The organism is Cupriavidus sp. WKF15 (genome assembly GCF_029278605.1).
GTDB lineage: Bacteria > Pseudomonadota > Gammaproteobacteria > Burkholderiales > Burkholderiaceae > Cupriavidus.
The window spans coordinates 2,304,040-2,328,728 of the sequence record NZ_CP119573.1; the positions used below are offsets into that span (position 1 = coordinate 2,304,040).

The window sequence follows — 24,689 nt, forward strand, 5'->3', positions numbered from 1 at the left end:
ACGCATGCCCTGACTCATCCCCGCGCTCGCAAGCGCCCCGACAGAGAGACCCATGTTCGCCCAAGCGATTTCCAGCCGGCTCGACCGGCGCGGCATCCACTATGCGTGGCTCGTCGCTGCCGTCACCTTTCTCGTCATGCTCACCACGTCGGCGGCACTCGGCCTGCCCGGCGCCTTCCTCAAGCCGCTGAGCAGCGAGATGGGATGGAACACTGACCAGATTTCCTCGATCCTGGCCTTCCGTTTCGCGCTGTTCGGATTGATGGCGCCGTTCTCGGCGCTCCTAATGGAGCGCTTCGGCGTGCGCAACGTGGTGTGCGCCGCCCTGGCGCTGATTGCCGGCGGCATGGCGCTGGCCACGGTCGTCACGGAGTTGTGGCAGCTGTTCCTGGCATGGGGCGTGATGCTCGGCATCGGCTCCGGCATGACCGCGCTGGTGCTGGCCGCCGTCGTGGCCAACCGCTGGTTCAGCGCGCGGCGCGGGCTGGTGATCGGGCTGCTCACCGCCAGTTCGGCCACCGGCCAGCTCGCCTTCCTGCCGGCGGCAGCCTGGCTGATCGAACACATGGGCTGGCGCGTGGCCGTGCTGCCGGTGCTGGCTGGCTGCGCGGTACTGGCCGTGCTGGTGTTCGCGCTGATGCGCAACCGCCCCGCCGACGTCGGCCTGGCCGCATTCGGCGAGGTCCCTGCCGCGGTCCCGGTGGCTGCGGCCCCGCCACCCCCTCCCCTGACACTGCGCGGCCCCTTCGTCGTGCTGCGCGACGCCATGCGCAACCAGGCCTTCTGGGTGCTGGCCGGTACCTTTTTCATCTGCGGCCTGTCCACCAACGGTCTGATCCAGACCCACTTCATCGCGCTCTGCGGGGACTTCGGCATGGGCCCTGTGCCGGCCGCCTCGGCGCTGGCCATGATGGGCGCGTTCGACTTCGTCGGCACCATCCTGTCCGGCTGGCTGTCGGACCGCTATGACAGCCGCAAGCTGCTGTTCTGGTACTACGGGCTGCGCGGCCTGTCGCTGTTCTGGCTGCCCCATTCCACCTTCACCCTGTACGGTCTGTCGATCTTCGCGATGTTCTACGGCCTGGACTGGATTGCCACCGTACCGCCCACGGTCAAGCTGGCCGCCACCGCGTTCGGCCGCGACCGCGCGCCGATGGTGTTCGGCTGGATTTTTGCCGCCCACCAGATCGGCGCGGCCACGGCGGCGTTCGGCGCGGGCCTGAGCCGTACGCTGCTGCTGACCTACACGCCCGCCTTGTATGCCGCGGGCGCGGCGTGCTTCGCGGCGGCTCTGCTGGCGCTGTTCGTCAGGCGTGCCGCGACGTCGGGCAACGCCGCCGCGGTGCAACCGGCAAACGGCTGAGAGCTCGCCACGCGCTCAGAACTTCGGAATCCTCAGTGTCTTGCTGACCATCAGCGAGCCGGACAGCGCGAACAGCAGCACTAGCGGATGCAGCTCGGCCGGCCCGATCGTCCATGCGCCGCCGGGCAGCGCCGCGCCGATGCGGTCCTGCGCGGCGCACCAGGCCAGCACGCCTGTCAGCAGCACGCTCGTGGGGATGGGCGTGCCCTCGAAATACTTCACCTTGCCGCTGCCGGCCGACAGCGTCTCCGCGGTGACGTTGAAACGCGCGAGCCGGCTGACGCCGCAGCAGACAAAGACAATCAGCACCGCCAGGTCCCAGCCGCCGCGCATGCCGGCGGCAAACGCCAGCGTGGCCGGGCCGACGCCGAAGGAGATGATGTCGGCCAGCGAATCCAGCTCGCGCCCAAGCGCCGAATGCTGGTGCCGCCAGCGCGCGATGCGCCCGTCGAGCACGTCGAAGATGAATGCCAGCGGGGCCAGCGCGGCCGCCGTGAAGAAATGCGCCGGCGTCGGCGTGGCCACGTAGAACATGGCGAAGAACACCGACGCCATCCCGCAGGCCGCATTGCCCAGCGTGAACACATCCGCAAGCTGCAGCTCGCGCAGCATGGAGAAATGGCGGGGCCGTTCCTGAGGTGCCGACATCTGGTTTGGCTCAGAGTACCTTGGACACGTGGCCGACCTGCGGCGCAGCCGCGAAGCAGTCGCTGACCAGCGCGCGCCACTCCTGGAATTCCGGCGCTTCGCGGAAATGCACCATGTGGTCTTCGACCGTTTCCCACTCGACTACAAGCGTGTATTGCTGCGGCTGCTCGATCGAGCGGAACAGCTGCACGCCGTGACACCCGCGCGAACGCAGGAACAGCGGTTTGGCCTTGGCGACGCCCTGCTCGAACTGGCCTTCGCTGCCAGGCTTGACGGTGATTTGCGCGATTTCCTTGATCATGATGTCCCTGTATCTGGTTGGGTGGCTGCCGGCACGTGCCGGCGGATGACATTACCTTAGCACGATCACGCGGGTGGATCGCGCGGCCGCAATCCTTTCGTGACTCGTGCACCGTAGCATCGCAGCTTCTGTCGAAGCCATCATGAACCGCCATGCTAATGAAGCCGCTGAATGCCCTGACCGCCGGACTGCTGCTCGCCGGCCACACCACCCTCGCCCTTGCGGCCACCGCGGCGTGCGGGTCACCGTCGACGCTGATTGCCGATGTGCAAGGCGCGGCGGCCGTTTCGCCGCTCGTGGGCAAGCCCGTGGAGATCGAGGCCGTGGTCACGGCCGACTACAGCGGCCCCGACGGCTTCATGGGCTTTTTCATCCAGCAGGGCGACGACAAACGGCAGCACCGGCCGGGTGTATCCGAGGGCTTGTTCGTCTACGCGCCGCGCTACGCCGCACGTACCGGCGACCTGCTGCGGCTGGCCGGCACGGTGGAGGAGCGCTACGGCCAGACCCAGCTGGCCTTGTCGGGCATGCCCTCGCTCTGCGCGACGGGGCGCTCCGTCACTGCGGCCAGTCTTGTGCTGCCCTTTCCCAGCGAGATGGCACTGAGGGCACACGAAGGCATGCTCGTCACCCTGCCTCAGACCCTGACGGTCAACGACACGCATGAACTGGGCCGCTACGGCAGCCTGCTGCTCGGGCTCGGCCGGTTGCGCACGCCTACTGCCGTCGCCGCGCCACGCGAAGAGGCTGCACGGGCTGCGGCCGAGAACGCGCTGAACCGGCTGGTACTGGACGATGGTTCAAGCCACCAGAACCCGGCGGTAGTTCCCTACCCCGCTCCCGCCCTGAGCACCGCAAACCCGGTGCGCGCCGGCGACACCGTGACCGGCCTGCGCGGCGTGCTGGAAAAGCGCTATGGCAGCTGGCGCGTGCAGCCCGTGCCCGGCGCCGCACCTCCCCGGTTCACCGCCGCCAATCCTCGCCAGCCTGCCCCCGTACGCGCCTGTTCCAGAGGAATGCCATTTGTCAAATCCATGGGTGGTGCCACGAGCAGCACTGAGAACCCTTCGAATATAGGGATTGTCGACGCCTTGCATGGTCGCGCACGTAGCAAACCTTGCCTGCCGTCAGGTGCGTTTTCATGAAGATGCGAGCAGTATCAGGTGACGGAATGCGATTTGTCAAAAATTGCAAGAACTCAACATCTCCGCGTCGACCAGAACAAGGTCCGCGCCACACTGAGCCAGAGATGCGTGCCGTACCTAAGGCGGGATAACGGGCTATAGCGCACAGAGCTCACCTACTGGTCGATAAGACCCGCGACGTACAGCACAAATATATCTGCGCGGAGCTGGCCGCCGCCTGCATGGGCGTGGTACCCAGAACAGGTTTCTCTGCACCCGGCGCGCCACCGCGGCGTGCCGCTTCCGCGTAAAGTTGCGAAACGACCAGACGCGGCAGTCTGCATGCGTCTTCTCACGCAGATAGGCGGCGAGTGCCAGCTCGGCCGTGGTCAGCACCCCACTCTCGAAGTCCTCCGCCGAACTGTCATGTACGGCATGTACTGCAGGACCGACGACGGTATGTTCCAGCGTTTCAGCCCACGCTCCACCTTGCTGTCGAGGGAGGCCGCCACCCCGCATGCGGCATATTTTGGGATGATTGACGGCCTGCAGTTGAAGAACTGGTGGAAGACGCATGGCAAGGGTCTTGTGGCCTCCAACATCCGACATTCGCTCGGCCCCACCGACGTCAACAATCAGATCCGGTCGACCGCCACGACCACGCCCGAGAATTTCTGGTACTTCAACAACGGGATCACCTTGATCGCCGACGAGGCGGTGAAGGCGCCGGCGGGCGCCTCGTCCAAAGCGGCGGGCAACTTCAGGCTCAAGAACTCCTCGATCGTCAATGGGGCGCAGACCGTTAGTTCGTTAGCCAAGGTCGAGGACGATGCCAAACTGGGCATGGTACGCGTGCCATTCCACGTCATTCTGCTGACCGGCACGCCCTCCGGTTTCGGTCAGGAAGTCGGGGTCATCGTACTTTTGGTGCGGATTCTGGCGCTAGCAAGCCCTGGTGCCGATCGTGGCAAGGCTTTTCAGGTTGCTTCGCCTCGCGTACCTGCCGTTCTTTCAAGTAATTGATTTAATGCGGTTCCCAAGGCTGGACCGCCAGATTTCGCACCAAAAGTACGATGCCCCCGAACCTGAAGCACCAGACCGCGCTCGCGGTCGCCTACGGCGCCGGCTTGCGCGCCAGCGAAGTGGTGGCGTTGAAGGTGACCGATATCGACAGCGAACGCATGAGCCTGCGCATCGAACAGGGCAAGGGTCGCAAGGACCGCTACGCGATGCTCTCGCCCGTGCTGCTCGAACGCCTGCGCGTCTGGTGGCGCGTCGCCCATGCCCAAGGCAAGATGCTCGACGGAGGCTGGCTGTTCCCTGGCCTCAACCCCATCGAGTCGCTCAGCACCCGGCAACTCAATCGCGCCATCCATGCCGCCGCCCAGGGTGCACAGATTGAGAAGCACGTATCCATGCATACGCTGCGACACAGCTTCGCCACCCACCTCGAACAGAAGGTCGATATCCGCGTCATTCAAGTACTGCTTGGGCACAAGAAGCTGGAGACGACAGCGCTCTATGCCCAGGTCGCCACTGATCTGCTGCGCGAGGTCGTCAGCCCGCTCGAGAACCTGCGTTCCAACTAGAGGTCCTGCCGCCGAGCTCACTGTGCTCGAGGTTGCGGACATCTTCCGCCTCCACGGGGCGGCCTGAGGGTCGGCCGGGATTCGTAAAAAATCCGCCACATCTCCGCTAAGCGGCTGATTTGAATAGGAATCGATCGATGGATCGAGCGGTGGCACGCGCCGCTGCAGGTCCAGCAGGTAATCCCCCAGCCGGTTGATATGCTCGCGCCGGTAGGGTGACAGCGCCTTGAGCACCTCGGCATCGATGGGATGCCCCTTCTCCTGCAGATCCTTTAGCCTCCGCGACATCCACTGCACGTTGTAGAGGATGACCATATTGGCCACGAGCTGGTTGTACTTATTGAGACTTGCATAAATGCTGACATCACCACAACTCGGCCTGCTTCCAGCACGCGGCAATGATGTTGGCGCGTTGCTGTGCGCTGCGCAGCCGATTGCGGGCGATCGTTTTGAGTTCGGCGAGCGAGTGTGGGCAGAAGTTGGCCAGGGCATGGCGCTTGAGCCAGGCCCAGAGATACTCCACTGGATTCAGGTCCGGGCTGTAGGGTGGGACAAAGGCCATCTGCACTGCACCACCAGTGCTATCGAGGTAGTCGCGCACGATGCGACTCTTGTGCTGCGCGGCGCCGTCCCAGATGATCATCAGGCGGCGTTTGAGGTGCGCGCGCAGTGCCTTGAGAAACTCCACGATCTGTGCGCTCTTGATCGCGCCGTCGTAAAGGCGGAACAGGCAGTTGTGATAACTCATTCCCGCGATGGCCGAGACATGCTTCCAGTTGAAATGAAACTGGATGACTGGCGTTTGACCTTTCGGAGCCCAGGTGCGCACGCGCGTGGGGCGCTCCGAGAGCCCAGACTCGTCAATGAAGACGATCAGCCGTTGCTCCCGCGTACACTTTTTTTGAGCGCGGGCCAAGTCTTGCGCTTCCACGCCAGAACGGCGTCCTCGTCGCGCTCGATAGCGCGTCGATCTGGGCGTTGGGGCGAGAAGCCGAGCGAATCCAGAATGCGCCAGACATGGGCCTCGTTGTATGACACACCGAAGCGTTGCTCGATGAGTAGACGCACCCGTTTGAGCGTCCACAGTTCGGTGCCAAAGCCATGCTCGGTGGGGCGCTGCAGCAAGGCACGACACAACTGCTCGCGCTGGGCATCGTCGAGCAACGACGGCCGTCCACGGGCCATGGTGCGCAGCGCATCGATGCCGCCTTCGTCCAGGCGCGCCTTCCACGTGTACACCGTCTGCCGTGCCACGCCCACCGCAGCCGCAACCTCCGCGACCGGCTTGTTCGCTAACAGCATCCGTCCAGCGCGAACCCGCTTTCTGGTCGCTTCGTCCATCTTCCCAGCCATGCAATCGACTCCCGATCAACGCCTTGATCAGATAACGCGTCAGACTCGAATCGGTTGTCATGATTTATATAAGTCTCAATAATTACCTTGCGTTGCTCGTGCCGAAGGTTCTCGGCGATGGTGCCGTCGCCGCCGAACATCAGCCACTGTGCGAAGTCGTTGAACTGCTCGCTCTTGTTCGTCGCGGCATGGATTACCCGGCGTAGCTCCGGGTCGTTCAAGTATTTCAGCAGGAACAGGGTGCGGATCACCCGGCCCAGCTCCCGGAAAGCAAAGTAAATGGTGAGCCTCCCCTGAAATTTCGCCTCCCAATAAGTCGTGTGTAGTCTCTACCGAGGCAGGCATACACGGCGGAATTCCAAGTGGCCGCCGTGAGTCAAGGCCGGGCACGGCATAAGCGCCGTGGCCGCGAGTTGGGCGTGTCAGAGCAGACGCTGCGCAACTGGGTGAAGGCCGAACGGGCTGGCAGGTTTATGCTGGCGCAAAAGTGGTCACGCCCGAGCAGATGGAGCTCTCACGGCTCCGCGCCGCGAACAAGCACCTGCAGATGGGGCTCGAAATCTCCAAAATGAGAAAGAACCCCATTCCAGTCGGCGCTTATCCTTGATTACCCTTAATCTGAGGCCCTACGTATCCCGATAACCTCAACGAATTCGCAGGAAAATGCAATGTCAAATCCTGATAGCGGCCTAAAATTCACGTTAATACCACCACCATCATTTTCCTCGAAAGAAATTTCGTCAATCCACCCGACGTCTGGAATACTGTGAATATTAACTCCACCTTGCAGAACATTTTTAAACATAAAATCTATAACGCAATCCTTCTCCGTCCCGTTATAATTCGGATTATCTTGACCCCAATGGTGAATGGATATGAGAATTTCCAGAATCGATTCGCCCCTCACCATAGCCCTCCGGATGCAGATGCTGTTTATTTCTGCGTCATGGAAAGCCGGCCAATATCCAAATACATCCTTAACTAAATAAGCGCCATTTATAAGCGAAATTACGTCGTTACCGTTACCATTCATAGTAAAGTCACTCCCATATTCCTCTTAAATTACCTTTATTTCTTTGGCATCGGACAAATTGGAAGCGCTTTCCCTCTGAGTCATAGTACCGGACATTCCCATTCCACGGATTAATGTAATATCCACCCGGCGGTCCCGTAAGAGGCAGACCGCGCTGTTCGCCAAGGCCGTCCGAGTATGATATTGGGTCACCGTCGACATACGAGTAGCTACGCCATTTAATTTAACTTCACATCAAGAACCAGGAATGAAGTAACTCCAGGTTTCTGGCATAATTTTTATTCGATCTGGCGTGTCTTTGTAAATTTCAATTTCCGTGCAAATTCCCTGCACAACGTGTAGTAGGACGTGAATATCAACCCCATCCATATCCTTCCCATATAATTCAACGGGCACCCGGTAACGCACCGCTGCGAATACCGGACTGGATATTTTAAGACTTAAGCTTCCATCATCATCAATTATACGCACATGGCATGAGGCCAGCTGTTGCCTGATCTCTGCAGATCCCTGGTAATCCGCAGCGGCTAGAAGATCGATTAGCTTTTTTTCAGCTAGCGAGGGGTCTCTATAGTCTTCGGGATCCATTAGTAATAGGTTCCTATGTTTACCTTTCCGCAAGAAAGCGGATAAGCGCGAAACGTCAGATTAACGCCCCCAACGTTCACGGTTCCCCAAAACCCCGCGCCTGGGGAGATATACGGTAATATTGGAATGACGTAAGATGTAATTGCACTTTCGGCCGCGGATTGCGATATCGAACCTGGAAGGTGGCGCGCTCCGTGGCCAAACGTTATCTGAGTGCCATCTGGATCAATATAACCTATCGGATTACCATTCACATATGAGTATATGTTTTGCCCACCCGCGAAGCCGATGGGATCCTCGGCCACGAAGCGTCCGAACCCCGGGTGGTAATAGCGGGCACGGTAGTAGTAGAGCCCGGTGCCATCGTTCTCGCGCCCGGTGTACTGCGCCGCATTGCCGCTGACCTCGCCGCTGGCCGTGACGGCCCCATAGGGCTCGTAGGCGTAGCTGGTCTTGACCACTCCGGCGCCATCGGTCAGCGCCAGGGTGCTGCCCAGCGCGTCGGTGACGAAGCTCCTGGTGCCCTGGGTCATGTCGGTGCGGCTGAAAGTCTCATCCAGCCCCAGGCCGGTGAGCAGGTTGGCGCTGGGCGTGCCGCCGGCGAGCTCCTGCACCGCGTTCAGCCCGTCGTAAGCAAAGCTGGTGCCGGTACCGACCACCGTCTTGCCGCTGCGCCGCCCCATTGCATCATAGGTGAAACTGGCCGTCGCGCCGCCACTGAGCGCACTGAGCCGGTCGCGCGAGTCCCAGCTGTAGGTCAGGTTCCCGTCACCCGTCACGTTGCCATTGGCGTCATAGGTTAGGCTGGCCCCGGCCCAGTTGGTCAGCCGAGGGCATCGCGTGGTTCAACGGCCTGCAGGAATCCGAGCGGGCTCGCTGGCTGGCCGACGCAGAAAGCGCGCGGCCCGTGGACGCATGGGGCGCGTACTTGCGCCAACTGGCCTACCAGGACGCCCTCAGCGAAGCGGAGAACTGGCCGGCCAGCCGCATCGGAAGCGCGATAGATTTGGCACCGCTCGCTTTCAATTCAGGTTCTTTCTTTGGCTGTGACCCGGTGGTCAGGCTCATGATTGGCCGCTGCCTCCAACAAGTTTGCGCAAAGCTTCCGCAAACTCTGGTTGTGACACGAGTTCGCCGAGGCGTCGGAGAATATCCGATGTTTGAAGTCCTTCGGCTCCCTCGATTTTCGCGAGTTCATCCTTGGACGTCGCCGAATTCTTCTCGCAGCACATGCGTGCGCATTGCTGTAGCATTGCCGCGTCAATGTGGTGCTCGGCGAGAAAACGTCCGAGCGCGTCATTTTTCAGCAGGCAATCCAGCAGGCAGCAGAGCAGGTCGCCACGGTGGTCCGTCGGCGTTGCCGGGGACGGTGAATTGCCTCCAATGACAGTTACGCCAGTCAGAAGGTGCTCACGCGTGAATGCTTCTCCGCGGTGTGTCCATCCGCTGGCAACCAGATGGAACTGGTAAACACCGGCCAGGCTCGCGACCATATCCGTTTCGAAAACTCCGGGTCTAACCTCGGTAAGCGAGAGCGTGGTCTGGGTGCCGTCTGGTAGACGCAACTCGGCTTGAACCTGGGCGCTGCGTATTAGCGGGATACCGAACTCGGTCAGCGTTGCGCGCAGGGCCAGGGTCGCTCCTGGTTCAAAGCTGCCCTGCGTCAGGTTGGCCGACAAACGTACGTTAGAGTAGGCATGCACACTCACGTTGTAGCGCGCGGTGTATTTTCCGATGCGGGAGATGGAGGTGCTTCGCTCCCCATCGTCAATGCCAAGAACGGCGTGCCATAAGCCCGCGTGCGCAGGCTTGCCCCCACCAAGCAATGGCAGCCCGAAGCGGTAATACAGCATGTTCGTGCCCGACGCCACCGTCGCGCCTAACGCGAGTGCTTCGGTGGGGCCCACTACGTGGCCAGCGGGGGTCTCAAGCGCGAAATCCACAATGGGCAGGTCAGTCAACAAGATCGCGGTGGCATCTATATCGGACGAGTTGAGCCTGAAGGGTACACGCACCTTTTGCCCTCGGCTGATATAGCCGCTTGGATCCTTCACGACGTTGTTGTTCGTCACGGCGGCCAGGATTTGCAGGAAGTATTTGCTGAGGCGAAAATAATCGTCGATAGCACTTGAGAGAGCGCCGCTGATCAGCAGATAACCGCCCGTCCCCATCGTAAGTGCCGTGAGGGCGGATGTACTTACCTGCTGGGCGGTGCCGAGACCAATCGCAAAGGTGCGATTGGTGATCAGGTCCTTGACGTCCTTGATGAACTTGTAGGTATTCTCAAGTCCATCGGTAAATACGACAATCGCCTTGTTGTCGTATCCCGTAACCGGATCGATCGTAGTGCGCGCCTGCTCTAGACCGTTTCCGATCGATGTAGCCCCGTGCGGCATGGTTGCCTTGATGTCTGCCGTGAGCTTAGGCCGGTTGATATCTATCGAGGGGTCCGTTAGCGGCAGCACCGCGTCGACGAAGTAAGCCTTATCGTCGAAGCGAACGAGGCCGATGCCATTGTTCGCCTGCGCAAGCTCGACGAACCGTGAAGCGGCGTCATGAAGCACGTCTATCCGATTGGCGCCCGTGCCAGCCGGCCAGCCCATGCTGCCAGACTGGTCAAGAGCCAAAACAACGGCCACCGTGGGACGCTTGATCGTGTTCGCAATGATCGGGACAGTCCATTCTTCCCCGGTCTCGTTGCACTTTACCTTGACCTCGCCCGTCCCAACGTCGCCCGCATTTGTGCCTTTGTAGGTTAGCCAGAGAAAAGCGTTCCTCGGCAAAAGAGAGTGTTCCTCCGCCAGCATTGAGCCGGGGGTACTCAACGTTCCGAATGTGGTGCCGGCAGAACCGGTCAGCGTGGTTGGGCCGCTGACGATCGAAAAGCTCACGGCACGGCAAGACCGGACTTCGAACTCTACCGGGCGAACGGCGGTCTCACCTGCTGGCACATCGTTGAAGTTTACCGTTGGGGTTGTGAGAGCATGGTAAATCGGTGGATCGATGATGTTCTGTTCGCCGGTTCCAGCGAGGCGGACGCCAACACAGATGGTATTGTCGTCGTAGGTGTCCTCGGGAACTACGTGACTGGCGTTCGTGGTAGCCACGATTGTGTAGTCGCCGTCCGGTACGCCGTCGATAACGATAAACTGGCAAGCCAGTTCTCGGCTGTACACGTCGGCCCATCCCACCGTGATTCCCTGGTTGCTCACACAGTCGGTGAACTTCTTCTGGCCCGGGTTCGCGAAATCTTGGATGGGCTCGATATCGACCATGCAGAAACCCTGCTTTTTGCCCGGAGCGGCCTCGTCTCCTTGGGCGTTGTAAAGCGCGTAGACGTTATAGTCTTTCAGATGAAAATGACCGTGCGCTTGCGAATATTCGTACCACGAGGGATGGTTTTTAGGGTCGCCGATGACCAAGTCGGTGTCTCCGATGTTTTTGCTCATAAAATCGAATTTCAGAATTCGATGCATGCCTGGCGTCACGCAGCCGTCCAGAATTGAGCCGGCAGTGCCGGACTTCTGATTTGCTGGCACATGCGCTGCATCAGGAAAGTCGAAATCAACGACTGCGAAACGGCGCAGCTCCGGGACCAAATTAACACCCATGACGAACCTCCCTTTTAGCTTCGGGGACCGCAACAGAGCCGAATTTTCCCAGGCAGCAGTCCAGTGCCTGCCGCGTTGCAATCTGAATGCACATGGCTGCTGCTCCAAAATCCCTCTAACGCGCGCTCCGACGGCAACGGCGAGGCAAAGAGACGATACGCCAATTTTTTTTGATATTTGCCAAGAGCGACTCGCATCCTATGGGGTCCGCCCCGATGTTCGAACTCTCCAGATCACGCTGCATTCGCCGAACCGCCTTGAGGAAAGGGTCAATGACCCCGAAAACCTGGGAACGCTGTCGCGCCAGGCGATGATGATGCGATTGCCGCTGCCGCTCCCAAGCGCGCACAGCGACACATGCCTGATTCCATTACCGTCCGCGCTGGCGCGACTGCCCACTATGCTTCCTTCACCAAACTACTGGTGCAGTTACGCTGTGCCTTCACGCTCTGCGAGTTCTTGTGCGGTCGGACCGGCGAGTCTCGCTTTACACCACGTCTCGAAACAGGATGCGACGGCCTTTGGATCGACACCGCGCTCCACGAGGAGATGACCTAGTGACTTTGAACCGAGCAGACACTGGATCAGCCTGCACAGTTCCTCATCCCGTGCTTTCGTGGACGGTCCACTTGTCGGCAGCGGGTTGTCTCCACCTAGAATGGCCGTCGCGGAAAGTAGTTGTTCGCGTGTGAAAGGGACCCCCCGCATAGTGAGGCCGGACGCCACCAGACGGATCCGGTAGACTCCCGCAAGGATCGCAGTCGTGCTGCCGTGGAAGCGGCCCGGATCTGTTTCGGGCAGCACCAGCGTCACCCGGGTATTGTCGGGCAAATCCAGCTCCGCGTACACGTTAGCGCGGTGCTCCACTGGGATACCGTATTCCGTGAGGGTCGCGGAAATAGTGACGCTGGCCCCGGGTTGGAGACTGTTTTGTGTCAGCCGTGCGTCCATCCGAAGGTTCGTGAACGACTGAACGGTGAAGCTGTAACGGATTCCGCCCGAACTCGCACCCGCAGCGTTGGCAGCCGCCCAGCGCGATCCCTTCCGGTCGGCCATCTCGATAATCGCGTACCAGGTCCCAGCCCGGGCCGGTTGCGCTCCAAGCGCGAGCGGAAGCGTGAACCTGTAGTAACTCATGTTGGTGCCTACACCATGCGCCGCCCCTAAGCCTGCGGCCGATGCAGGCGTCATTACGTCCCCCGCAGGCGTTTCGATGTAGAAATTGACTCCCCGATGATCGGTCAAAAGAATCGTGGTTGCGTCGATGTCGGCTTCGTTTAGCTTGAAGGGAATACGTACCTTCATACCGGGAAAGATGGTCCCGTTCGGATCAGTAACGACGCTCGTGTTGGAGACCCCTGCAAGTACTTGCAGGAAATACTTCCGAAGGCGGAACTGATCGTCGATGGAGGGGCTCAGCGGGCCGCTAAGAAGCACGTAGCCGCCGGTGCTTCTCGTTATTGCATTCAGCGCCCCAGCGCTTACTTGCTGCGCGGTACCCAGACCAATGGCAAAGGTCTGCGCGTCTAGGCTTCCCATGACGTCAGCGATGAATTGAGAGGTGTTCTCAAGTCCATCGGTAAACACGATCATGGCCTTCTTGAGATACGCGTTCACAGGGTTGAGCGTGGTCCTGCCAAGGGCGATTCCATTCCCGATCGACGTCGCGCCCTGAGGCTGTAGATTGTCGATGGTCGTAACCATGTTCATGAGGTTCGGATCGTTTGTGGCGCCGGTAAGCGTGGTGACATTAAACCCAGGGTAGGCTGCCTGGTCGAAGCTCACCATACCTACCCCGTTGTTGGCCTGAACGAGTTGACAGAAGTTCGTCGCCGCCTGATGGAGTACGTCGATCCGCTTTGTGGTGGCGTCAACGCCGGCGAGCCAGCCCATACTTCCTGACTGATCCAGAACAAGCATCACGCCGACCGTAGGCCGCATGATGCTGTTGCCGTGAATGGAGAAGACGAAGTCCTGGTTAGTTTCCACGCAGTGGATCGTCACCGATCCAACGGGAGCCGGTCCTGGCGCCCCACCTGTAAATTGGAACCATATCCGGGCTACCTGCAACTGGTGAGGGCCGCTGGGCACAACAACGGTGTCCCCAGGAGGATTCTGTACAGAGTAGGGCGCGCTAGGCCCGAAGCCAGGCTTTACTTGCAGCGTGACAGCGCCGCACGCGAAGATCTCGAAGACGGCGGCGCGGGAAGCGGTCTCGCCCTGCGGCACTTCGTTGAAGTTGATGTCGTTGCCAGGATTCTCGGCCGCTATAACGCGCACTGTGGTCGGCAATGTGTCATAGCACGGTGGCGCGACGACAGAGAGATCGTGGTAGTCGTGCGGAGAGCCTTGGTTCTCATGAGTCGGCTCCCACGGGCGGATGTCATGATATTCGCCGTGACCTGTGCTCCAAGGTTCGACCAGATGCTTAAGGTTCTGATTCGAATGGGCTCCCACCGCGATGACGTCCACGTCCATGTTCGACTCGAGCCCATAGACTTGGTTCGGATCCAGCCGCTCCGGGTGCATCGGATCGCACTGCCACATGGCGTAAACCCGATCGACGTTGGAGTGGAGCAGGAACACAAACGGGTCGCGAAAAGCATCATGCGGGCTGATGTTAGCGAAATAAGGGTGCGCCGAGTTGTGGATCGTTTCCCACGCCGTACGGAAATAGTTCGGCATGACGTTGTTGACGAAGTTCTGGTCGGTTCCATGGTTATTAGGGACTGCAGGGCCGAAGTCCTGAAGGCCCAGGACGTGGTTCTCCTGTGCTGCAGTGATGAGCGGCGCTGGAGCCGGCCCGGGGTAGCGGGACGGTCGCTCGACGTACTGTGGGGGATCGACTGGATTGGTGCTGTTGTCCCGATCCTGTGGGTGACCGGAAGTACCGGCCAGTGGGTCGTAGAATCCCGCGCTGAGCCAAGGATCTCCAATCGCGTCATCACCGGGATTCACGGCTTGACCGTCTGGGAGTCCCGGCGACCCCATGAAATTGACGTCGAATAAGTTGAGCGTTCCAGTGTTCCCGCCTCCGAGGTTTGAATTGGGGAGGGCGCGAGGATCTTCCTTGAAGTCCCAGTAGTGGAGCGACAACTGAGGGTTGATCTCCCGGATCAGTGCCTCGAAGCGGTTGGTGATCTCGCGGTGCCACGGCAAAAACTCGGGGCCACCATGCACGTGTGTCGCTTGATGAATCTCATCCTGTTTGAACCACCAGCTCACGCCGCCCGGTGGCGTATCGCTCCGGCTGCCAGGATAGTATCGGTTGTTCAGTTCCTTGATAGCGTCGCGCAGCATGGCGCGCTCCGCAGGATCGACCGATTTGATATTCCGCCTGATGCCGTCTCCCAGTGCCATGGCTTACTCCCAACCGTATCTCAAACGGAAAGTGTGCTTTAGAACGTCGACTCGCAGATGGAGCATGCGCGCGAACCAGTCAATTCAATGGACTGGCACCACAGACTTAGCCGCCAGGGATCACCGTGATCAATTACTAGACCAGCCGTGAGAACCTCGCTTTCCTCTTGCTTCTTCAAGCCATCCCACGTATCCGCATGTCCAGCGGATCGCCTTGCCTCCAGCGGCACTGGCGCAAACGCTTGCCTCGCGGCCAGCCGTCCCCGCCAGATCAGCCACGTATGGTTTCCACCGTGAAGCTGCGTCTCAGGGGCGCAAAGCATTTGGCCGCAGTGCAAGACCGAATAGTTGATTGCCGGGTTGGGCATTTGGAGCATAGGAGTTGCCAGGGTGGCAATCAAGCGAGTCTGTCAAGCTTATTTTTTTAAATCTGGCGTAAATGCTTTTTAATATCAGATTTGAAACACTTTTACGCCAAATGAGCGACTCTGAGCGCTTTTATTGGATGAGAGCCTCCAACAGACAGAAAGCCTACTGATGCTGCAAGGCGACTGCGGCGATGGACACGCCCGGCTGCATGCAGGCCTGGACACGGGGCAGATGTGGCCGTGCAGGCAATGCGCGAAACGCGAGATCTCATTGATTCCGTCGCATGGATCAAGGAAGAGGGCGACAAGGACAAGCCGCTGGCCGCGCTCGATGCCGTCCTGGCACTCTAGCGTACCGAGACAGCCACGCGGGGTGACGATTTCGATTACGAGTACCCGTTTTCTTTGAACCAGGTGGCATATGCTTCAGAGGAATCTACTTCTGCCAGGATCTCGATCTCCTGATCGGGCGCTGTGGCATGCGAACAATCGAGTAGCCGTCGTCAAGCATGAGTGTTGGTCGCGCGCGCCAACGCTTCTATTCCGCCAGCTTCCTTGCTGCCAGCTGTTTGGCTTCGTCCGGACTTGCAGCAACGCCGTAGTTCGTGGACCTATCCCACGCGCCGCCATCCAGGCAGCGAACTTCAAACTGACCGTCTTCACGCGTCACGGCGTATGGCCGGTCTCACCATTCGTCCAACTCCGCCGCTGAACGGGCTTCGTTGGGCGTCTGGTCGAAGTTCTCTGGCAGAACGGGATCTACTGAAAAGGATTCGGATTGCGCCTTGCGCGCGCACCAGTCCTGGTGGGCCTGTTGAAGATGATGCCAGCGCCGTTCGGGGACGTTTCCTCGCGGCCACAGTAGACGATGGGTTGCCTTATCTTGTTAATCGCATTCATTGAGCGGATAATCTCGACGTCGTGTGCCTAAATAACGTTAGCAGCAGCTTTCATCTTCTATGACAGCCAACGAACTACGTGAGTTTCTTCAGTATGTAGGTGTTTTTGGTATCGGGGGGATCGTTTCGTTGGCAATCGGCTCGGCAGTCTGGCGGAATTAGGGGCAAGGTCGCTGGTGTCGCGCGTCGGTGGACGAGCTGGGCAAGATCAGCCCGCTGTGGGTCACCGTCCGAGCTTATCCTCGAAAGGCGTTGAACCATGACTGCAACTTTTGAACAGCTCGCGCGTGCGGCGCGATACCCTGGCCTAGATGTTCTCCATTTCGCGTACCAAGGCGAAGTGGAGAGCTTGGATTTTGTTGATGAGGACCGAATGTGGGTAAGCCTCATGGTAGATCCTTGCGAGCTTGCCGAGTGGAGGACGCCGCTAGGGCATTGGCAGCGCCTCAAGGAGAGTCCGGGGACTATCTACGCGCTACCTCAAGATGTCCCTTCCTCCACTCGGTGGCGAGGTTCCGGCCAGGCCATAAATATTATTTTGGACAAGAGCTGGATGACTAGCTCTCATTCAGCGGCAGTGTCCCCTGCTGGTGGACAGTATCTGCTTACGACGCAAGACCGTGTCCTGCGCCAGTTGATCCGCGAGATCTACGAGGACAACCAGTACGAGGCGCACGTTGGCCTCGCGCGGATCGCGGGCGCACGGCGCCGCCTCCCGGGCCACGGCGGCACAGCGGGTAAGCAGCGCGGCTTCGACGACGCGGGCGCTCATGGCGGGCGTCTCCCTTGGCAACGGACCAAACGCGAGACCGGCGAGGTGTTCTCACTTGCCGGCTCGGCGGCGTCACGTCGGGTCGGGATCGACTCCCCCATGCTGACGCAGAAAGTCCGCGAGCGCCTGATGCCCAAAGCGGCTCGCGATGGACAACGCCGTGGAATTCCCCTCCGAGCGCACGTTGACGTCGGCCCCGGCGGCGACCAGCGCGTCGGCGATCTCAAGCCGGTTATTTCGCGCGGCGTACATCAGCGCGGTCGCCCCGCGCCCGCTCCGCGCATTGACGTCCACTCCATAGCGCAGCAGGTCATTGACGCGCGTGAGATCGCCATCTGCCGCAGACTGCATCAGCTCGGTCAGGCCGTTCTGCTCGACGAGCTTTGCCTGATGGCGCGCCTCGCGCTGCGCAGGCGTGAGCGTCCAGTGGCGCAACCAGCCATAGGCGAAGTACAGGATCAGCGCCACACTCGCTACGAGCCCGATCCATGTATGCGCGAGCATCTTGGCGAACACCATGGTGACGATGACCAGCAGGAATTGGCCAGCCCCCTTGCCCAGCGACTCGACCCTGCGGGACCTTCCGGACCCATCCAACAGAATCGGCGCTGCCGGTCGCGGCGGCACCGCCTCGCCGCGCTCGGTAAGAATCGCCTCGATGGTCGCATGGGCGTCCTCGGAGAGCTCGTCGCCGAGCGCACGGCGCTGCAACAGATAGGCGGAGTCGTAGCGCTGTAATGTTTCCTTGAAACTCGACATGGTCCCCTTTCTTCGATCCGATTCGCCGCCAATCAACACATCCGTTCCGGTTGCTTAGCCATGGCGCGATTCCGGTGGAAAGCCGCCAGCGTAGTGACAACCTCGGCCCGCTCGTACCCCCGTTTCGTGGGGTCAGTGGCCCGGGCTGCTGGCCACTGTCGCGGCCCGGACGGCCGCCGCAGCGAACGTCGCCTCGTAGGAAGTCAATTTGCTTGTAAGCACTAAATTTTGTGCGCCGGCACCTTGGAACAGCCGTCGTTACCGTTATTTGCCCGGCTGGCCGGGCGGCCCGCTTTGCGGCAGGCAACGGATTCGAGCCGCCGCCTCAAAGCACAGACTCACCCGCCCGGACTCCGTATCGACCACCCAGACGCGATCCTCCTGCGCGAGGATCCGCGCGCCGTCGCGATCTGATAGCGGCCATGTTTCTCGCAGCCGCCCAGCACGATGAGCAGGCAACACGCAATGGCGATTCGCAGGGCCATTTGCGGACGCGTCTTCGACATGGTGCTTCCCCTTGCTCGATTGGTTGAAATCGCCGCCGCCGTTCTGGATGACCTGACTGCTGGTTTCACGTCCCATGGTATCGCAGTGCGACCGCGAGACTCTGCAAATTTGCCGTCGACCGGGATCGCGCGACCATCGCGCAATATCAAAAATGAAACGTTCTGAATGGCATTTAATTCAGCATTAGATCATTTTCATCACGCGATCGGCTACCGCCTCGGGATTAGCGATCGACTATCCTTCGCTCATGAGCTGGAGCGTTGACACAGCGCTCGTGATCGTCCGCGCCGCACTACCAACAAGAGCGGGGGCATGATGCGACACTTCATTTCCTTGTTGGGCAGCGTGCTGCTAGCCGCCCAAGTGGGGTGCACAGCCCCAAGTCCACCCCCAAAGCCCGACAATCAATCGAGCCTGCCGAGCTATCGTCCGCCGGTCTACCAGCAACCGACCTCCCCCATCTCTGAACCGAGCCCGCCGGTCGAGCGGCGCAAGCGGCCGTTCTATCAGCCGAGTTCCCCAGCATATCAACCGCCCGTCGCTCAGCCTAGCTCCCCCACTCCGCCACCGTTGGCGAAGCAGCCGAGCCCTCCTAACGGCGAGCAGCCACATGAAGCGGCGGATATCCGCGAGAAGCGCCACGCTGCGCGCCCTCCTGCTGCTAATCCCGCACCGCCCGTTTACTTACCTTCACCCGCGGTACTTGCCCATCATGGCGAGCCGGCGCCTTACGCCCTCGTCAAGGTGTTCTTTGGGACCGACCGACAGGTCATTGGCAGTACCGCGCCAACCACGGCATTTGGCGCGCAGCGCTCAAGTCTGGTCAGCTATGGCGAGGTCGACGTGAGCATTCCGCGTGACCATAGACAGGGCGCACTGGAGTCGCCTTCACTCTGGCGGATGCGATTTCGAGTGGACCCGAACAAGGACGTGATGGTCCTGCACACGTCAGTCATGACCAAGGAGGCATTCGCTGCTGCATTAAGGACTGAGGTCAAGGCATCTTCGAAACCGAGCCTGCTGATCTTTGTTCACGGCTATAACGTGAGCTTTACAGACGCCGCGCGCCGCACGGCGCAGATTGCCTACGACCTCGCCTTTCCGGGCGTCGCGGTGTTTTTCAGTTGGCCGTCTCAGGATCAATTTGTCGATTACACGGTCGATGAACAGAGTATCGAATGGGCGCAACCCCACTTGGAGCAGTTCTTACATGATCTCCTGAGCCAGTCAGACGCCGACAGGGTCTACCTGATCGCCCACAGCATGGGCAACCGCGCGCTCACTAGGACGCTTGTGTCACTGGCGGCCAAAGATCCGACGATCGTCCGGCGCATTAAGGAGGTCATTTTGGCCGCCCCCGATATTGATGCCGACGTCTTTGTCGAACAGATCGCGCCGGGGCTAGCGCAACTTGGCGCCCCCGTAACGCTTTATGCATCGTCCAACGACCGTGCGCTCATGGCGTCGAAGCAGGTGCATGGCGGAGCCCGAGCGGGCGAAGCGGGCGATCGCCTCGTCGTGTGCCAAGGCATTGAAACGGTCGACGCGTCAAACACGGATACCGGCCTAATCGGGCATTCCTACTTCGGCGACCGGCGTTCGGTGCTGGCCGACATGTTTTACGTCGTCCGGAATGACGTACGGGCGGCGCAACGCTATGGCCTCAGGGCCCTGACTCTGAAAAATCAGACCTATTGGCTGATTGAGAAATAGTCGTCGCGCGGAGTGTTGCGGGCGCCGAGGCCGACGCTCAGCCCCACCACCAGCGCGATCGCAAGGATGAGAAGGGCGAGCCAGATGGCGACGAACGGGGTTGGTAGCCGCGCTCGTGTTCGTTCATGGGGAGGAGTTCCGTTCAGGGTGACTCGGCTTCGGCGGACGGTCGATGCGGTCCGTCGCGGGAGCTCGGCACGGCGGTCGTTTCCGGGGGGCGGCCGTGCCGACTCACTTTGCCGCACGCAACTCCTCCCGGATCATGTCATAGCTCTCCAGTACGTAGAGCTCGCGCTGCGCGCGCACGACCCCGCCGGCGTCGTCCTCCTCATTGACGTAGTCATGGGGCTGCGCCAGCACGAGGTGCACTTGGCTACCCAAGGCATCGCGCCGCGCGGAGACGTCGACAAAGCTGGTGATCTGATCCGCGCGCAGACTCCCCCTGCGCGGCCCCGGTTCCGGGTCGGTGGAATCCCAAACAATGGTGACTTCCAAGAATCGCTCCAACATCATGGCGCTCCGTGATGACCGTGGCAGGCGGCGCCGCAGCGGCGCCAAGGCAGTCTAGCACGCCGCCACCGTCGATCCCGTCGGCGGGCGGGCCCCGCCGCGTCACCTGTTCTCGCCCTGCCATATCCGCGCGGTCGTGCCCCCATCTGGTCGGGGACAGCGCCCCGGTTCGGTTGGCGCATCGGGGTCGAGCACTAGTAGTGATGGACCGCGGCGCGGATCGAGCCTCAACTGAAGGGGTCGCACGCGGTCACGCGCCGGTGTCGGCCTTGCCGAAAGGCGGTTGACGGGTCAGCCTGACGCCTCGGAACAGGCGTGGGTTTCCGGGGGCCTCGCCACATCGGGCCGGCGTGGTCGTCGCCTCCCCACACTGGGCGTGCACGGGCCGGGCGCTTTACGCGCCCACCGTGATCACGACGAAGCGCTTCTCAGCCTCCGAAAGATAGCGGACCGGGCTCTTTTGTTCCCGCTCACGCACCTTGGCAGTCGACGTGATGCCGTGCACGACGACCCCTATCGCGAGCCCGGTGCCCCACGCGAGCACGGGAGTTGCAGGGCAACCTTTTTAGAAGCCGTCCACCCCGCTGTGCCGGGGATCGCAAATTTCTCCACCGCTTTGACGAGGACATCGCCAATCCCTTTGGCGGCTTCGACGCTAAAGATCTGGCGCGCGTATGCGCTCAGATTCGCCGGTTGCCACTAGCAGCATGTGAAAACGTACCGCGGCGGATATACGCAGCCCCCGCGAGGCCGGCTACCGCCCACTAGCGCCCACGTTGCGCCGGTGATATGGGGGCCATTGCCCAACCCGATGTGAAGGACTGCGAACGCTCAAGCATTTTTGCTTGGCAATTTTCGTCACGCCGACGGCATCCATCACCGTCAATCTGTTTCGGGTATGAAACTTAGTAATTTTTCAATCAGTGCAAAATACAATTTAATTGTATTCTACAAAGTCGACTCTAGAGTGAACAGGACTGCCTGAATGGCAGAATCTTATTGCTTACGTGCGTATTTGCTTCAAGGCATTTCGTAATGCCCATGACGCTCAAATGCTACTGGCGGTCCGGATTATGAAGCACGCCATTATGCTGACGATCTCAATCCTTGTTGGATTGTCGTCGTCGGGTTTTTCGCAGTCGCAACTGTAGGGTCGGCCGTTTAATAGTGACTAAACGTGTGTTTAGCAGACAACTCTGATGGCAGTTCACTTACGGAGGTTAGCGATGCATACTCCTCTTCCACCCAATTGGGAGAATCTTTACTGGTGGGCGCTTCATAACCCCTTTGGCGGTGATCCTCGCCATCAAGGGCCCTACACCACCATGCTAGCAAGGGAGGAGCCAGTCCCAGTCCCTTGGCGCGCCACTCAACCCGAACCGAACTCTTGGTCACCTGCGGCTGCGTTTCTCATCTCTGCGATCGGTCTTAACCAAGTCGCGCGACAGATGCCAGAAGGGCCAACCCGTTCGGATCTGACCAAAAGCACCGACCGGGCTATTCGCGAGTTCATTGATGGTTGCGGCACACGAGTGCCGGGCTTTCATTGGCCGTGGCCGGGACCGAACCCGTCTATTCAAGCCTTGGTGTCAGAACTCGGGATCGCCGCGCAAGGTTTTGATGGAACGATGCGGGAGGAAATCCTTCAAGTCGCTGGCCGGATTGTTCAAGAGTCCTTCGGTTCCGAAGCAAACGGCTAACTGCTACTTGGCAGCGCCGCCCTGATGGCGGTTTCTCGGACTTCCGTGCTGTGCAGGCAAGCGGTCGATCACGCACCGGATCCGCAGCCGCGTGAAAACTCGGCTTCGGTGCGCTTTGCGGAAGTCCGCGCCCCTATACGTCGGGCTGCTCCTGCGCGCAGGGCGCACCGGATCGATCCCCAAACCGAGTCGCTCGTCCCGTTGCCAGTGCCGATCCGGCGGCACGGATCGAGCCTGAAATGAAGGGGTCGCACGCGGTCAAGCGCCTGTGTCGGCATCGCCGGAGGGGGCAGCCTGACGCCTCGGAACAGGCGAAATCCCTCCATACATCACCGTTCCAGGACGCTCGAAGCGTTGGCTTGTATAAATCAAGCCTTGACTAGATGCCTGTTGATGCCGAGCAACTTATATGCATCTCGGTTTCATTAACTTTACGTAATCGATACGCGTAACATCAGGTATGAATTACATTTACTTGCACTCTCCTGCGGCAGAAATACGATGTATCGGAGGCATCCGCCTTATTTGGATCCTCCAGGTCATTCGTAGATCGTGGCAAAAGGAGAATATCGTGCAAACTTCGGAAAAATCACGCGTAAGTAATCATGTAAAGATTGTAGTCACAGAAGGCAAAGTTACCTTGGAGGATCTTCACAAAGCACTCGATGAGGCAATTCGGGTCATGGTGCCGAAAGGTGGGTGCAACTGCGGTCTTACCGGATTCGATCTCAGTTTTCTGCGCGGAGATCCTGAACTGACCCAGTTAGCTCAGATCCCGAATGTACAGGGTGGTCTTGTGACGCGCGAGTGAAGGGACAACCACTTCATTGTCTATCAAAAAAAATGGCCCCTCATATGGAAACGTATTTGAATCCCACTGACGCAGAGGGAGGCATCACGGTGGCGCTAGGCGTGACATATGAGGGGCGCGACCCGGATCTTCTTAGCCGCCTTCTCCCCAATGTTGCCTATGTGGAGATAACTCTCGAAACGATAGCTGAAGTTAAGGACGGTAAAATTGTGCTCAGCGACGAGATTATGTCGGAGTTCAAAAATATGGGGAACGCCGCAAAGATCATCGTGCATGGCGTTAGCTTGTCGATCGGCTCACATGATAGTTGGGGCGTAACATATCTTCACCTGCTGGACAAATTTATGGAGCAGGTGGATGTGGCTTGGCACAGCGAACACCTCGGTTATACCAAGGTTGACGGCGAGCATCTTGGTATTATGCTTGCATTGCCAAAGACCGAGCAGGCCCTAGATTTAGTTTGCGAGCGAGTACACCGAATACAGGAGCGCTACAGAATTCCTTTTCTCCTGGAAAACATCGTTCACGTTATTCCTGATTTTGATGGTGACTATGACGACGCCGAATTCCTTAATCAACTATCTCGCAGAACTGGATGTGGCCTAATACTTGATGTCTATAACCTTGAGTGCGATGCACATAATCACGGTTTTGACATCCGCAATTTCTTGGATAGGCTTGATGCGAGAAGCATCAAAGAAGTACACATGGCGCGAGGAGTGGAGCATAACGGGTTCCTCTTGGATGTACATTCTCAATTGCCATCTAATTCGACAATCCACCTTGCTAAGGACGTTGTTTTGTCTGCACAGGACAGTGTCCAGGTTGTGGTGTATGAGTTTATGCCAGAGGCAGTGCCAGGTCTCGGTCATACCGCCATTGCTGAAGAGTTGGCTCGGATGCGCCGATTCTTTTCGGGATTAAGCCATGCATCTCGCTAATCACCAGAGAAAGCTATTGGGATTAATTCGATCCTCATATCAAGTTGGACCTGATGACGAGGCGTACTTTCATGTCGTTGCGCAATCAAGGGATCTGATCGAAGCAAGGACTAATATTGTTTTGTGGCGCGCATATGTGCTGCAGCGTGCCTGCGTATTGACGTACCGCCTTCTTGAGAGACGCGGAATTATTGGCGATGTGTTAGGTAAGTTTTGCATGGAATATAATATTTCGCCATTTCGTGAAACACAAGGGCCAGCATTCCTCGAGATGCTGAGCAATCACGACGATCTTATAGTTGCATCGGTGGCTCGATTTGAGCTCGCATTGTTAAGAGTCAGACAGGGGGATCCCAATATCTATATCATCAAATGGAATATCGACCCACTTGGGATTCTTAATAGCCTTGCCAAGGACGTCCCATATGATGGCGCCCTTGTCGATCAGGGGTGCTATGAAGCTATTGTGTCTAAAACACTTCCAAATTTGTTTAACGTTGCCAAAGTGGAAGAACATTGAATGGACCGCCGTGGGGTGAGGTAGCGCATCGTCTCGATATTTGAGGGTATCTAGCAGTACGCAGAAAAGTTTAGGGATGAACCGTGCTATTACGATAAGAAGGCGGCGCAGCGGGGGGTTTTGGATCGTAATGTGAATGGATGTCGGACCCGTTAGTCTAGCGTCGGAGCCACCTGTCACTGGAACGGCTTAGCTAGCTCCGCATCCGCAGATCGATAG

At 59.4% G+C, this 24,689-nt stretch carries 20 protein-coding genes and 6 pseudogenes; 10 read left to right on the plus strand and 16 right to left on the minus strand.

Translation table 11 applies throughout. The features are described 5' to 3' along the window. Positions 1–52: 52 nt before the first annotated feature. The gene (locus CupriaWKF_RS27870; RefSeq protein ID WP_276101657.1) at positions 53–1,363 is read left to right on the plus strand and encodes an MFS transporter; all 1,311 of its coding nucleotides are present in this window, start codon (positions 53–55) and stop codon (positions 1,361–1,363) included. Between the two features lie 15 nt (positions 1,364–1,378). Here the strand turns inward: CupriaWKF_RS27870 and pssA are convergent, their stop codons facing one another. Beyond that, positions 1,379–2,011, minus strand: coding sequence for a CDP-diacylglycerol--serine O-phosphatidyltransferase (pssA, locus tag CupriaWKF_RS27875; RefSeq protein WP_276101658.1), 633 nt, complete (start codon positions 2,009–2,011; stop codon positions 1,379–1,381). A 10-nt stretch (positions 2,012–2,021) separates the two neighbouring features. Beyond that, a complete protein-coding gene (locus tag CupriaWKF_RS27880; RefSeq protein ID WP_276101659.1) occupies positions 2,022–2,312 on the minus strand; it encodes an antibiotic biosynthesis monooxygenase family protein in 291 nt (96 codons plus the stop codon). A gap of 158 nt (positions 2,313–2,470) precedes the next feature. On the opposite strand from CupriaWKF_RS27880, the pseudogene CupriaWKF_RS27885 reads away from it, so the two are divergent. From CupriaWKF_RS27885 to CupriaWKF_RS27895, 3 genes and pseudogenes are all read left to right on the plus strand, one after another. Beyond that, positions 2,471–3,307: pseudogene (locus tag CupriaWKF_RS27885) on the plus strand (endonuclease); the annotation flags it as partial. A gap of 471 nt (positions 3,308–3,778) precedes the next feature. After that, on the plus strand, positions 3,779–4,459 hold the full coding sequence (locus CupriaWKF_RS27890) for an AIPR family protein (RefSeq protein ID WP_276101660.1): 681 nt from the start codon (positions 3,779–3,781) through the stop codon (positions 4,457–4,459). A 59-nt stretch (positions 4,460–4,518) separates the two neighbouring features. Then, positions 4,519–5,025 (plus strand): annotated as a pseudogene (locus CupriaWKF_RS27895) (tyrosine-type recombinase/integrase); the annotation flags it as partial. 129 nt (positions 5,026–5,154) lie between these two features. Here the strand turns inward: CupriaWKF_RS27895 and CupriaWKF_RS27900 are convergent. The 4 genes and pseudogenes from CupriaWKF_RS27900 to CupriaWKF_RS27915 all read right to left on the minus strand — a co-directional run. Next, positions 5,155–5,364 (minus strand): annotated as a pseudogene (locus CupriaWKF_RS27900) (Tn3 family transposase); the annotation flags it as partial. Between the two features lie 25 nt (positions 5,365–5,389). Continuing rightward, positions 5,390–6,109, minus strand: coding sequence for an IS630 family transposase (locus CupriaWKF_RS27905; protein WP_276101370.1), 720 nt, complete (start codon positions 6,107–6,109; stop codon positions 5,390–5,392). Next, positions 6,001–6,378 (minus strand): annotated as a pseudogene (locus CupriaWKF_RS27910) (helix-turn-helix domain-containing protein); the annotation flags it as partial. The gene CupriaWKF_RS27905 and the pseudogene CupriaWKF_RS27910, both read right to left, overlap by 109 nt. 83 nt (positions 6,379–6,461) lie before the next feature. After that, positions 6,462–6,650 (minus strand): annotated as a pseudogene (locus tag CupriaWKF_RS27915) (Tn3 family transposase); the annotation flags it as partial. Between the two features lie 90 nt (positions 6,651–6,740). Here CupriaWKF_RS27915 and CupriaWKF_RS27920 point away from each other — a divergent pair. Continuing rightward, positions 6,741–6,946: pseudogene (locus CupriaWKF_RS27920) on the plus strand (transposase); the annotation flags it as partial. 45 nt (positions 6,947–6,991) lie between these two features. Here the strand turns inward: CupriaWKF_RS27920 and CupriaWKF_RS27925 are convergent. From CupriaWKF_RS27925 to CupriaWKF_RS27960, 8 genes are all read right to left on the minus strand, one after another. Next, a complete protein-coding gene (locus tag CupriaWKF_RS27925) occupies positions 6,992–7,411 on the minus strand; it encodes an Imm50 family immunity protein (RefSeq protein ID WP_276101661.1) in 420 nt (139 codons plus the stop codon). Between the two features lie 234 nt (positions 7,412–7,645). Continuing rightward, a complete protein-coding gene (locus CupriaWKF_RS27930; RefSeq protein ID WP_276101662.1) occupies positions 7,646–7,999 on the minus strand; it encodes a hypothetical protein in 354 nt (117 codons plus the stop codon). Then, a complete protein-coding gene (locus CupriaWKF_RS27935; RefSeq protein ID WP_276101663.1) occupies positions 7,999–8,778 on the minus strand; it encodes an RHS repeat-associated core domain-containing protein in 780 nt (259 codons plus the stop codon). The genes CupriaWKF_RS27930 and CupriaWKF_RS27935 overlap by 1 nt, the downstream gene beginning before the upstream one ends. Positions 8,779–9,063: 285 nt before the next feature. Continuing rightward, positions 9,064–11,610, minus strand: a complete 2,547-nt coding sequence (locus CupriaWKF_RS27940) for a lysyl oxidase family protein (RefSeq protein WP_276101664.1) — start codon at positions 11,608–11,610, stop codon at positions 9,064–9,066. A gap of 429 nt (positions 11,611–12,039) precedes the next feature. Beyond that, entirely contained in the window at positions 12,040–14,970 is a 2,931-nt protein-coding gene (locus CupriaWKF_RS27945) for a tyrosinase family protein (RefSeq protein WP_276101665.1), read from the minus strand. Between the two features lie 1,835 nt (positions 14,971–16,805). Beyond that, positions 16,806–17,009 carry a hypothetical protein gene (locus tag CupriaWKF_RS27950; RefSeq protein ID WP_276101666.1) on the minus strand — a complete coding sequence of 68 codons (204 nt, stop codon included), beginning with the start codon at positions 17,007–17,009 and terminating at the stop codon, positions 16,806–16,808. A gap of 72 nt (positions 17,010–17,081) precedes the next feature. Then, positions 17,082–17,768, minus strand: a complete 687-nt coding sequence (locus CupriaWKF_RS27955) for an ankyrin repeat domain-containing protein (protein WP_276101667.1) — start codon at positions 17,766–17,768, stop codon at positions 17,082–17,084. Positions 17,769–18,032: 264 nt separating this feature from the next. Then, a complete protein-coding gene (locus tag CupriaWKF_RS27960; RefSeq protein WP_276101668.1) occupies positions 18,033–18,350 on the minus strand; it encodes a hypothetical protein in 318 nt (105 codons plus the stop codon). A 495-nt stretch (positions 18,351–18,845) separates the two neighbouring features. Here CupriaWKF_RS27960 and CupriaWKF_RS27965 point away from each other — a divergent pair, with 495 nt between their 5' ends. Next, positions 18,846–19,988, plus strand: coding sequence for an alpha/beta fold hydrolase (locus CupriaWKF_RS27965; RefSeq protein WP_276101669.1), 1,143 nt, complete (start codon positions 18,846–18,848; stop codon positions 19,986–19,988). Positions 19,989–20,219: 231 nt separating this feature from the next. Here CupriaWKF_RS27965 and CupriaWKF_RS27970 read toward each other — a convergent pair whose 3' ends face one another. Both CupriaWKF_RS27970 and CupriaWKF_RS27975 read right to left on the minus strand, forming a co-directional pair. Beyond that, positions 20,220–20,483 (minus strand): hypothetical protein, encoded by a 264-nt coding sequence (locus CupriaWKF_RS27970; protein ID WP_276101670.1) that lies wholly within the window; start codon positions 20,481–20,483, stop codon positions 20,220–20,222. A 409-nt stretch (positions 20,484–20,892) separates the two neighbouring features. After that, positions 20,893–21,042 (minus strand): hypothetical protein, encoded by a 150-nt coding sequence (locus tag CupriaWKF_RS27975; protein ID WP_276101671.1) that lies wholly within the window; start codon positions 21,040–21,042, stop codon positions 20,893–20,895. Between the two features lie 682 nt (positions 21,043–21,724). On the opposite strand from CupriaWKF_RS27975, the gene CupriaWKF_RS27980 reads away from it, so the two are divergent. From CupriaWKF_RS27980 to CupriaWKF_RS27995, 4 genes are all read left to right on the plus strand, one after another. Next, positions 21,725–22,198 (plus strand): hypothetical protein, encoded by a 474-nt coding sequence (locus CupriaWKF_RS27980; protein ID WP_276101672.1) that lies wholly within the window; start codon positions 21,725–21,727, stop codon positions 22,196–22,198. Between the two features lie 571 nt (positions 22,199–22,769). Further along, on the plus strand, positions 22,770–23,009 hold the full coding sequence (locus CupriaWKF_RS27985) for a hypothetical protein (protein WP_276101673.1): 240 nt from the start codon (positions 22,770–22,772) through the stop codon (positions 23,007–23,009). Between the two features lie 56 nt (positions 23,010–23,065). After that, the gene (locus tag CupriaWKF_RS27990) at positions 23,066–23,950 is read left to right on the plus strand and encodes a DUF692 family multinuclear iron-containing protein (protein WP_276101674.1); all 885 of its coding nucleotides are present in this window, start codon (positions 23,066–23,068) and stop codon (positions 23,948–23,950) included. Next, complete coding sequence (locus CupriaWKF_RS27995) at positions 23,937–24,470, plus strand: hypothetical protein (protein ID WP_276101675.1); 534 nt, start codon at positions 23,937–23,939, stop codon at positions 24,468–24,470. Before CupriaWKF_RS27990 ends, CupriaWKF_RS27995 begins: the two co-directional genes overlap by 14 nt. Positions 24,471–24,689: the final 219 nt, after the last annotated feature.